The 11051-nt window shown below is 53.7% G+C and carries 6 protein-coding genes and 1 pseudogene; 2 read left to right on the forward strand and 5 right to left on the reverse strand.

Features of this window, described 5'->3' with window-relative positions; all coding sequences use genetic code 11:
* Nucleotides 1–85 precede the first annotated feature (85 nt).
* Both malQ and malP read right to left on the reverse strand, forming a co-directional pair.
* Nucleotides 86–2131, reverse strand: a complete 2046-nt coding sequence (malQ, locus tag AC6I8K_RS19485; RefSeq protein ID WP_497827339.1) for a 4-alpha-glucanotransferase — start codon at nucleotides 2129–2131, stop codon at nucleotides 86–88.
* Nucleotides 2128–4521 (reverse strand): maltodextrin phosphorylase, encoded by a 2394-nt coding sequence (gene malP, locus AC6I8K_RS19490; protein ID WP_497827340.1) that lies wholly within the window; start codon nucleotides 4519–4521, stop codon nucleotides 2128–2130. Before malP ends, malQ begins: the two co-directional genes overlap by 4 nt.
* A gap of 274 nt (nucleotides 4522–4795) precedes the next feature.
* On the opposite strand from malP, the gene malT reads away from it, so the two are divergent.
* Complete coding sequence (gene malT / locus AC6I8K_RS19495) at nucleotides 4796–7498, forward strand: HTH-type transcriptional regulator MalT (protein WP_497827341.1); 2703 nt, start codon at nucleotides 4796–4798, stop codon at nucleotides 7496–7498.
* Between the two features lie 101 nt (nucleotides 7499–7599).
* Here malT and AC6I8K_RS19500 read toward each other — a convergent pair whose 3' ends face one another.
* Entirely contained in the window at nucleotides 7600–8145 is a 546-nt protein-coding gene (locus tag AC6I8K_RS19500; protein WP_497827342.1) for a GNAT family N-acetyltransferase, read from the reverse strand.
* Nucleotides 8142–8699 (reverse strand): annotated as a pseudogene (locus AC6I8K_RS19505) (GNAT family N-acetyltransferase). The gene AC6I8K_RS19500 and the pseudogene AC6I8K_RS19505 overlap by 4 nt, the downstream one beginning before the upstream one ends.
* A gap of 63 nt (nucleotides 8700–8762) precedes the next feature.
* On the opposite strand from AC6I8K_RS19505, the gene AC6I8K_RS19510 reads away from it, so the two are divergent.
* The gene (locus AC6I8K_RS19510; protein ID WP_497827343.1) at nucleotides 8763–9335 is read left to right on the forward strand and encodes a helix-turn-helix domain-containing protein; all 573 of its coding nucleotides are present in this window, start codon (nucleotides 8763–8765) and stop codon (nucleotides 9333–9335) included.
* A gap of 60 nt (nucleotides 9336–9395) precedes the next feature.
* Here AC6I8K_RS19510 and eptB read toward each other — a convergent pair whose 3' ends face one another.
* Nucleotides 9396–11048, reverse strand: coding sequence for a kdo(2)-lipid A phosphoethanolamine 7''-transferase (gene eptB / locus AC6I8K_RS19515; RefSeq protein ID WP_497827344.1), 1653 nt, complete (start codon nucleotides 11046–11048; stop codon nucleotides 9396–9398).
* Nucleotides 11049–11051 lie beyond the last annotated feature (3 nt).

Here is an 11051-nt window from a genome sequence, read left to right on the forward strand (position 1 = left end):
AAACACCGCACAGTTCGTAGCGGCGCAATTTATTGCGCCATGAATTGCGCCGTTACGGGTGAAGTTCGCCTTCCATGGCGAACATTCATTTCACCGTCCGCCGCCGTTGATCGATATCCGCCAGCAACGCGTTGATCTGCGGGTCTGCAAACATCTCCTCCAGCGAGGCGCTGAGTTTGCGCCGCCAGTTGGGATATTGGCTGGTGGTACCGGGAATATTCACCGGGGAAGCCATATCCAGCCACTCCTCAGGTTGCAGGCCAAGCAGCGCACTGTTGCTGTCGGCCAGATAGCGCTGCATCGCGGCATTTAGCGCCCGATCCATCACCTGTGGTTCGGCCTGTTCGGCTAGACAGCCGCTGCGTTGCAAGCTCTTAAACAGCGCGCGCCGTGCTGCCAGGCGTGACTTATTGAGCCCGGCGAGAATCTGCTTGTCAGGATAGAGTCCTAGCGCGCTGCCCAGACGTAAATCGTCGCTTTGCCACCAGCCGCGCAGGGTTGGCATATCGTGGGTGGTGGCGACCGCCATCGCCTGACGTGGCCAGCGGGAAGGGGCGCGAAAGGCCACGTTTGACGTCTGCTCAAAATAAAGCACTTTGTAGGAGTAAACGCCGGCTTGTTGGAGCTTGCCGATAATCTTCTCTGGCACCGTACCCAAATCTTCCCCAATCACCATGCAGTGATGACGCTGACTCTCCAGCGCCAGAATCGCCAGCAGATCGTCAATGGGATAATGGACATAAGCCCCTTCCGCCGCGCTTTCACCCTGCGGGATCCACCACAGCCGCAGCAGCGCCATCACGTGATCGATCCGCAATGCGCCGCAGTCGTGCATGTTGGCGCGCAGCAGCGCAATCCATGGCTCGTAGGCGCGGGCCTGCATAATCTGCGGATCCATCGGCGGCAATCCCCAGTTCTGCCCCAGCGGGCCGAGAATATCCGGCGGCGCGCCGACGCTGGCCTGCAAGCAGTAAAGCTCGCGATCGCTCCAGGTTTCTGCGCCGCCCTGCGCCACGCCCACTGCTAAATCGCGGTATAAGCCAATCGGCATTTCATGCTGCCGGCACACTGCCCAGCAGTCAGCGAACTGGCGAGCGGCCAGCCATTGCAGCCACAGATAAAAGCGCACTTCATCAGTGTGCTCGATGCGGAATGCCCGCACCGCCGCGCTGTCGGGAGATTGCAACTCCGCAGACCAGGTTGTCCAGTCGTAGCGCCGATCGTCTTCGGCGATCTGCACGGCGTGCAGCGCATCGAAAACGCCCTGATGCAGCAAACTTTCACCGCCTTGCTGCATAAAGGCTTCAAAGGCCGCAACCTGATGATCCTCCGCACTGCGCTGCCTGAAGTGTTGCCAGGCGAGACGCAGCGCCTCCAGTTTAAGTCGGGTGACCGCTGAGTAATCAACCCACTCAGCGTTCCGCGCCGCCTGTAATGCCTGCAGCGTACTGTCCGCCTGCCACCAGCGCTGCGCATCTTCACTCAGCGTAAAATCCTCAACGGCGGTGACGTCGATATACAGCATATTGAGCCAGCGCCGCGATGACGGGCTGTACGGGCTGGCGCTTTCCGGGGTCGCCGGGAACAGTGCATGCAGCGGATTCAACCCAATGCAGGCACCGCCACGCTGTGCGACCGCGACCAGCATCTGCTTTAAATCACTGAAATCGCCGATTCCCCAGTTAGTAGCCGATCGCAGCGTATACAGCTGAATACAGGCGCCCCACAGCGATTGCCCTTGCTGGATGGCTGGCGGCTCGTAACAGCGAACCGGCGCGACAATAATCCGGCTGTGAAACGCCTGCTGATGCGCGATAAAGGTCAGCTGGTGATAACCGAAAGGCAGTGCAAGCAAACGGATCGGCTGATCGGCTAGACAATGGCCTTTCCAGGTTTCTCCCTGTTCCGCAATCAGCTGCCATTCGCCTTCAATACCGGGCGCAGGCAGCACAATCTCAGCGTCTTCTCCTTGCACGATGTGCACCGGCGGCAGCGGCGAGGCGTTCATTTTTGGCGGATGCATGGCCGCCAGCAAACGCTGGCGGGTAATGGCAGAGACCGATTGCAGCTGGCCGTGGGCGTCAATGTATTCGCTGGCGATGTCTGCGGTTGGCGTGAGAGTGCTGTTCATCGCGTGGCCTGCCAGATGCGTTGCTGGTAGTCACGGATGGCGCGGTCAGCGCTGAACATGCCACAGCGTGCGGTGTTGAGAATGGCGGCGCGCGTCCAGCCAGGCTGATCGGCCCACAAGGTTTCTGCCTGCGCCTGCGCATTGAGGTAGTGACGAAAATCGGCCAGCACCAGATAAGGATCGCCGCCTTTGGCGCTCAGGCTGTGCAGCAACGGTTCGAACGCAGTGACGTCGCCGTCGCTGAAGGTGCCGTCTTCTAACGCTTTCAATACCCGATCCAGCTGCGCATCTTTTTTGCGCCATGCGTCAGGCGAGTAGCCTTCCGCTTTCAACGCGCTGACCTGATCGACGGTATGACCAAAGATAAAGATATTATCGGGCCCAACTTGCTCGGCGATCTCCACATTAGCGCCATCCAGCGTGCCGATGGTCAACGCCCCGTTGAGTGCCAGCTTCATGTTGCCGGTGCCGGATGCCTCTTTACCGGCGGTAGAAATCTGCTCCGACAGATCCGCTGCCGGGATCAGCCGCTCCGCAACCGAAACGTTGTAATCAGGCACAAACACCACTTTGAGGCGATCGCCAACGCGGGGATCGTTGTTGACGATAGCCGCCACTTTGTTAATCGCGTAGATGATGTTTTTGGCCAGCACATAACCCGGCGCGGCTTTGGCACCAAACAGCACCACGCGCGGCGTCAGGTTGGCCTGCGGATCGCTCACCAGCGTTTGCCACAGGGCGATAATGTGCAGCAGCGCGAGATGCTGACGCTTGTACTCGTGCAGACGCTTAATCTGCACATCAAACATCGCTTCAGGATTCACTTTGATGCCGGTGCGTTCTGCGATCCATTGCGTCAGCGCGATCTTGTTCTGCTGCTTAATGGCGCGGTATTGGGCCTGGAATGCGGCGTGATCGGCGTAGGTTTCTAATGCCTTTAGCTGATCGAGATCGGTGAGCCACGGCTGAGTGAGGGTTTTGGTGATCAATGTCGCCAGCGCCGGATTACACTGGTTTATCCAGCGGCGCGGCGTGATGCCGTTGGTGACATTATGGAATTTATCTGGCCACAGCGCGTGATATTCCGGGAAGAGATCTTTCACCACCAGCTGTGAATGCAGCGCCGCGACACCGTTCACTGCAAACCCGCTGGTGACACAGAGATTGGCCATGCGCAGCTGGTTGTTATGTATCAACGCCAGTTTCGCCCAAGTGGCTTCATCGCCTGGCCAGCGAGCCTCAACCTGCTTCTTCAACTGGGCATTAAGTTGGTTGATGATCAGCATATGGCGCGGCAACAGGGCACGCACCATGCGTATATCCCAGCACTCCAGCGCTTCAGGCATTAAGGTGTGATTGGTATACGCAAAGGTGCGCTGGGTAATACGCCACGCCTCGTCCCAGCTCATCGCGTGTTCATCCAGCAGCAGGCGCATCAGCTCAGGGATCGCCAGCGTTGGATGGGTATCGTTTAGCTGAATGACCTCGTGATCCGGCAAGGATGCTATGCTGCGCCCGGCGCGTTGGTGACGGCGAAGAATGTCCGCCAGCGAGCAGGCGCACTGGAAATATTGCTGCATCAGACGCAGCTTTTTACCGTTGTCGTGATTGTCATTGGGGTAGAGCACTTTGGTAAGTTTTTCTGCCTCAATGCCCGGCTGCTCGGCACGCAGGAAATCACCGCGATTGAAGCGCTGCAGATCAAACGGCTGCGCATGTTTCGCCTGCCACAGACGCAGCGGTTGGGTTACGCCATTCTGATAACCCACCACCGGCAGATCCCAGGCTTCACCCAGAATTTGCACCGCAGGCTCCCAGCGCGGCACGCCATTTTGCGTGATGACTTTGCCGCCGAGATGCACCTGCACGGTTAACGCGGCATTGTGATTGAACCACGGATAGCTGTCGCGCTGCCAGTTGTCCGGCATCTCTTGCTGCGCGCCATCCACGAAGTGCTGGCGAAACAGACCGTACTGATAATTGAGTCCGTAGCCGGTGGCGGGTTGTCCAACCGTCGCCATCGAATCGAGAAAACAGGCAGCAAGTCGACCCAAGCCGCCATTGCCCAACGCCGGATCGGTTTCACACGCTTCCACGTCGCTTAGCGTAATATTCCACTCGGCCAGCGCCGCGTTCACGTCGTCATACCAGCCAAGATTGAGCAGATTGTTGCCGGTCAGTCGGCCAATCAGAAACTCCATCGAGATGTAGTTAACGTGACGCTGCGGCGTGACTGAAGGTGGCGCAGGCATCTCCGCCAGCATATCGGCCAGTGCGCCGCTTAACGCCTGCCACCATTGGTCTGGCGTCATCTCTTTTGCATCGTGCAGACCAAACCGTTGCCATTGTCGAGTTAGTGCGTGTTTAAAACGGGTGCGATCAAATTTCATAATCAGTCCTGTAACGGCGGAGGTGAATGTGCTTCATTCTGCGCGTCAGCCATTACACACTCCTCCTCCCGCACTAAATTCAGCGGGGAGGATGAGCGGGGAGGAGAGGCTGAGGTAAATCTGAAAGCGTGACAAGAATGTGATAACCCTCGCTTTTGTTAAGTTTGCTTAATGGGTTCGCTTGCAATAGGTAAACGAATATCTGAACGTATGTGACGATTAATTACGAAGCGTAAAATAATGATGCGCCACGTTTAGGGAGAAGCGTTCACTGATGTTAATACCCTCCAAACTCAGCCGACCTGTACGCCTTGAGAACACGGTTGCGCGCGAGCGCCTGTTGCAAAAACTCGGCGCGGCAGGCAATTACCGTTTGGTATTGGTGACCAGCCCGGCCGGATATGGCAAAACCACGCTGATATCACAGTGGGCGGCGGGAAAAGCCAATCTGGGCTGGTATTCACTGGATGAGGGCGACAATCAGCCTGAACGCTTCGTTGATTACTTAATTGCGGCGCTACAACAGGCGACGCAGGGCGGTTGCGCCTCCAGCGAAGCGTTGGCGCAGAAAAGGCAATATATCAATCTGAATGCGTTGTTCGCCCAGTTGTTCAGTGAGCTGGCGGCGTGGCAGCAACCGACCTGGCTCATCATTGATGATTACCATCACATCACCAATCCCGTTATTCATGACGCCATGCGTTTCTTCTTACGCAACCAGCCCGAAAATGTGACGCTCATTTTACTGTCGCGTAATCTGCCGCAACTCGGCATTGCTAATCTGCGCGTGCGTGAACAACTGATTGAATTAGGCAGCCAGCAGCTGGCGTTTACCCATCATGAAGCCAAGCAGTTTTTTGATTGCCGCCTGACCACGCCACTGGCATCCGAAGAGAGCGGTCGCCTGTGTGACGATGTGGCGGGCTGGGCGACTGCGTTACAGCTGATTGCGCTCTCGACGCGTCAGGGCGCCAGCTCCGCCCAGGATTCGGCACGCCGACTTTCCGGAATTAACGCCAGCCATCTTGCCGATTATCTGGTGGAGGAAGTGCTGAACAACGTGGACAGCGCCACGCGCAATTTTCTGCTGAAAAGTGCGCTGCTGCGTTCTATGAATGACACGCTGATTGCCTGCGTAACGGGTGAAGAACAAGGGCAAATGCGGCTGGAAGAGATTGAGCGTCAGGGGCTGTTTTTACAGCGCATGGATAACTCGGGCGAGTGGTTTAGCTATCATCCGCTGTTTGGCAGTTTTTTGCGTCAGCGCTGTCAGTGGGAACTGGCGGCGGAATTACCTGCGCTGCATCGTGCGGCAGCTGAAAGCTGGATGCGACTGGGGTTCCCCGGCGAAGCGATCCATCATGCGCTGGCCGCCGGTGATGCGTTGATGCTGCGCGACGTACTGCTGCAATACGCCTGGACGCTGTTTAATCAGAGCGAACTCACGCTGCTGGAAAACTCTCTCAAGGCGCTGCCGTGGGAGATTCTGCTGGAGAATCCGAAGCTGCTGCTGTTGCAGGCGTGGCTGATGCAAAGTCAGCACCGTTTCTCCGAAGTGAGCAGTTTGCTCACGCGTTTTGAACACTCCTGTAGCGAAGAGATTGATGATGTGCTGCGCGGCGAATTCAATGCGCTGCTGGCGCAGGTCTCCATTAACGACGGTAATGCTGAAGAAGCTGAGCGGCTGGCGTTGCTGGCGCTCAAAGCGCTACCCGAAAGCCGACAATACAGTTGCATCGTGGCCACTTCGGTATTGGGCGAAGTGATGCACTGCAAAGGCGAGCTCAGCAGTTCATTGAAGCTGATGCGTCAGACCGAGCAGATGGCGCGTCGTGAAGAAGCGTGGAATTACGCGCTGTGGAGCCTGATTCAGCAGAGTGAAATTCTCTTCGCGCAGGGATTTCTCCAGTCCGCTTATGAGATGCAGGAGCGGGCATTTGTATTGGTCAAAGAGCAGCATCTGACGCAGTTTCCCATGCATGAATTCCTGCTGCGTATTCGCGCTCAACTATTGTGGGCGTGGGGCCGACTCGACGAAGCGGAACAGGCGGCGCGCGAAGGGATGAAAGTGCTAAAAGGCTATCAGCCACAGCAGCAGATTCAGTGCCTCGGTTTGCTGGTGCAGTGCTCGCTGGCGCGCGGCAATCTCGATAATGCCCGCAGCCACCTAAGTCGGCTGGAGAATTTGCTCAACAACGGATCGCTGCACAGCGACTGGATCGCCAATGCTGATAAGGTACGGGTAATTTTTTGGCAGATGACCGGCGACAGCCAAAGCGCCAGCAGCTGGATGCGTCAGACCGCGAAGCCTGAGTTTGCCAATAACCACTTCCTGCAAGGGCAGTGGCGCAATGTCGCCCGTGCGCAAATTCTGCTGGGGAATATGAGCCAGGCCGAAGTGGTGCTGGATGAACTGAATGACAATGCCCGTGCGCTCAACCTGATGAGCGATATGAACCGCAATCTACTGCTGTTAAATCAGATTTACTGGCAAACCCAACGCAAAGCGGAAGCCCAACAGGCACTGACCGAAGCGCTGAAACTGGCGCGCAGCACGGGTTTCGTCAGCCATTTTGTGATTGAAGGTGAAGCGATGGCGCAGCAGCTGCGGCAACTTATTCAGCTCAACACCCTGGATGAACTCGATAATCATCGCGCCAGACGGATCCTCAGCGAAATTAATAAATATCATCGCCATAAGTTTGCCCATTTTGACGAAGGCTTTGTTAGCCGCCTGATTAATCATCCCGATGTGCCGGAGCTGATCCGCACCAGCCCGCTAACCCAACGCGAATGGCAGGTTTTGGGGCTGATCTATTCGGGATACAGCAACGATCAGATTGCTGGCGAGCTGGATGTCGCTGCCACCACGATCAAAACGCATATTCGCAATCTTTACCAAAAATTGGGTGTGACGCACCGCGCAGAGGCGATGAATCAGGCGCAGTCGATGCTGCGGATGATGGGGTATGTGTAATAAATCGGTCGCCATAAATGGCGACCCTACGAAAAACCGCGTCAAATCAAGGTAGGGTGCGCATCAATGCGCACCTGGGAATATATGAAATCATGGTTTCATCAGTTTATTTCTCTTGCGAGCCACTCTTCGCGGGTTAACTCCCATAATTCGTAATCGAGAACACCGGCGACATACTCTTTTTTACCGGTTTTTATCAGACGCATGCCAGATTTACGTGAGATCATCACCGAGCCGGTATTCACCGCCGCTTTTGGCACGCGTAATACTTCGCGGCCCAGCGTTCTAAACCAGAAGTCGTTCACGGCGTTGCAGGCTTCACTCATGAATCCGCGTTGCTGCCACTCAGGTACCAGCCAGAATCCGCGGTTATCATTTTCTTCATCGCGCAATTCGATCAGCCCAATTAATTCCTCAGGTTTATCCTGGCGTCTGATGCTCCAGCACCAGCATCGACCTTCGTTGACAGCGGGCAACACCACGTTATCCACGTAATCTTGCGAGGCACCTTCAGGATAAGGCCACGGCACGGCAGCATTGAGATAACGCACGATCTCCCAGCGAGGGAAAGCAATTTGCATCGCCTGCCCATCGCCGCTTTCAAGTGGCTTCAGGATTAATCGTTCCGTTTTGATTTCTGGCGTCATATATCCTCCATTTTGGGCCTTTGCTCCAGCCTGGTCATCGTCAATAAAGGTTTGTCCCTGCTATCCAGCCGCAGTTGCATAAATGTTAGATCCAGCCAGCGACCAAATTTCGTTCCTACCTAGTTAATCTGTCCGGCATCGGTAAATCCTAACTTGCGATGTAACGCGATTGAAGGTGTGTTTTCAGACTCAATGCCCGCCACCATCACGTGCTTACCTTGCTCGGTCGCATGCGTGATAAGTGACTGCATTAATGCCACACCAATGCCTTTTCCCTGTGACGCTTTATGGACATAGACCGAATGTTCAACCGTGTAGCGGTATCCATCCCAGGGGCGCCAGTCACCATAGGAAGCGTAGCCGAGCGCATTATCCTGCTCATCAACGGCAACCAGAACCGGAAATCCCGCCGTTAGCCGATCTGACAACCATTTGATTCGGTTAGCAATATCGACCGTTTGATCATTCCAGATAGCAGTGCTGTTTAGCACCGCATCGTTATAAATATCAGTGATTACCACTGCATCTTTTTCAACTGCCGAACGTATGCTCACCATAGACACCTCGCTGTTATGCCACTAAAGTAGACACTTCGTACACTATCTTATATATCCACTATGTCAGACGAAAAATCCACTAAAGAAGATGATTTAAACGCGCGCATTGGCAAAAAAGTGAAGGCTGAAAGGGAAAAACGCAGCTGGTCGCTGACTGAATTGGCTGAGCAATCAGGCGTATCTCGGGCAATGATCCATAAAATTGAACGGGGCGAAAGCAGTCCTACAGCAACGTTGCTGGCACGTTTGGCGGGTTCGTTTGATATGAGCATGTCGCAACTGATCGCGTTGAGCGAAGTTCAAACGGGAACATTACTGAAACAGCATGAGCAGCCGGTTTGGCAGGACCCAGAAACGGGATACATACGACGCCACGTGTCGCCGGGGCAGATACCGCTCGATCTTGTCAGCATCGAATTGCCGCCCGGTGTTAGCGTGCCGATGCCGGTCATTTCCTATCTGTCGCGCCGTCAGCTTATCTGGATTTTAGAGGGCGAATTACGTTTTCAAGAAGGTGAAAAAATCTTCGAAATGCAAACGGGTGATTGTCTTGAACTCGGCGATCCTGCTGACTGTATTTTCAGGAATGACTCAGAACAACGTTGTCGCTATGCGGTCATCGTACTCAAATAAAAGTAGCAGCAGTTAAACATCCATTATTAATGGACGTAAAACTGCCGCCTGGATTGTGCCTTAATGCGCGCACCAGTTCCTGAGCGAATTAATTCCGCCATCGGGAGAGGTAAAACCTGAGCAGCCTAAGATCGAGTCGAATAACTTCTCGTGGAATACCGGCGTTTTGTCATTCTGCAGTTGCTGAAGTTTGGCAAATGACGCTTTGTTATTACTGTCACTTAAAAACGTATCTGATGCCCAAACCATAATCGGCACCGTGCGCTGCGCCATCGGTGCATGATCGCGTGGTGTGCCGTGGAAATGCAGATTATCGGAAATTGATTCCCCATGATCCGATGCATAAAATACGATGGCATTTTTATCTTTCAGGCTGTCGAAAGTCTGCTTAAGAAAATAATCGGTATATAAAAGACTATTATCATAGGAATTAATCATCTCCTCGGTGCTGCAGGCATCATCAATGCCCTGACACTCCGGCTTATAACGCGCAAACGCCCGTGGATAGCGCTCGGTATACATATAATGTGAGCCTTTGGTATGAAGAATCACAATGTGTTTACCCTGCGGATGGCGCTGAATAGAGTCCTGCAATTCATTAATCAGTGCCATATCATCCACCGGCTTACCGACATTCCGCTTCTCCGCCTGAATAGATTCGCGCATTGAATAACTGTCAGCCATGACTTTGTTATAGAACCAGGCTTCGCTCTGCATCGAATAGAGATCTTCAGAGAAGCCTTGCTTTTTCATCACCGTGAAGACATTCATCTCTTTCAGCGTACGCTGCGGGGCTTCTGAGGCGCCGCCTTCTCTGACAAACATACAGCGCAGCGAGAGCTTGGTTGAGGTATCACAGGAATAGCCCTGCAAGTGAACCAGGTTTTTTTCGTGATCGAGATAAGGCGTGTTATCGCGATCGTAACCGTATAAACCCATGTGATCGCGGCGGGCACTTTCACCAATCACAAACACGATATACAAGTTATCCGCATTTTTCGGTGGAACGTATTTAAAGTGCTCAGCGGGATCGTAAAGATTACGGTTATCTTCAGCCTGGCTGAACGAACTATAAGCCAGCAAGCCAACGCCCGATAGCCAGTTAGACGGCGAATAAGTACCCGCAACAATGCCACCATAGCTGGCCATCATGCGATTATTTTTCTTATCCTGTTCATCCTGCACCTTGCCCATTAAATTCAACGGTAACCAGCAACCTAATGCGGCAATAACAATGGCGATAGTTTTATAAGACCAGTAACGCTTTTTACTAATATTTGTCACTGGATTGCCGCGCATTCCGCGCCAGATAAGCCATAGTGGGACGATGTTAATGATCACCATCCATAGCATAAAGTGCCAACCAACCGATTCCTTAGAAAGGTCTAATGAATCGGTGGCTAAAACGGCGGCGATAATGCCATAACCAATATCAATATTAAAGAAAATCATGTAATAACTGGCGGCGCTGGAGAATATCACCAGCATGGTCATTAATACGCGCGATAGATATTTTCCGGTTAATGAGGTTAACAACGTTAACAGCATGACCAAAAAAAATGCAGCCATGACCTCAGTCATTAATGAAAGGGTATTATCAAACTGCAGTTGCGTATAGCGACGGATGAAAATCGGAATATTAAGAAGTACACCGATATAGAGCGAAATAAACACCGGTATATAAAACTGCTTAACCCAACCCTTTTTAAACATGTA

The organism is Pantoea sp. X-Soil-ISGK-421 (genome assembly GCF_059730785.1).

What these genes read in the sequence shown, in the direction of transcription:
- malQ (WP_497827339.1), bottom strand. Translation starts at nt 2,131, where the DNA reads ATGAACAGCACTCTCACGCCAACCGCAGACATCGCCAGCGAATACATT.
- malP (WP_497827340.1), bottom strand. Translation starts at nt 4,521, where the DNA reads ATGAAATTTGATCGCACCCGTTTTAAACACGCACTAACTCGACAATGG.
- malT (WP_497827341.1), top strand. Translation starts at nt 4,796, where the DNA reads ATGTTAATACCCTCCAAACTCAGCCGACCTGTACGCCTTGAGAACACG.
- AC6I8K_RS19500 (WP_497827342.1), bottom strand. Translation starts at nt 8,145, where the DNA reads ATGACGCCAGAAATCAAAACGGAACGATTAATCCTGAAGCCACTTGAA.
- AC6I8K_RS19510 (WP_497827343.1), top strand. Translation starts at nt 8,763, where the DNA reads ATGTCAGACGAAAAATCCACTAAAGAAGATGATTTAAACGCGCGCATT.
- eptB (WP_497827344.1), bottom strand. Translation starts at nt 11,048, where the DNA reads ATGTTTAAAAAGGGTTGGGTTAAGCAGTTTTATATACCGGTGTTTATT.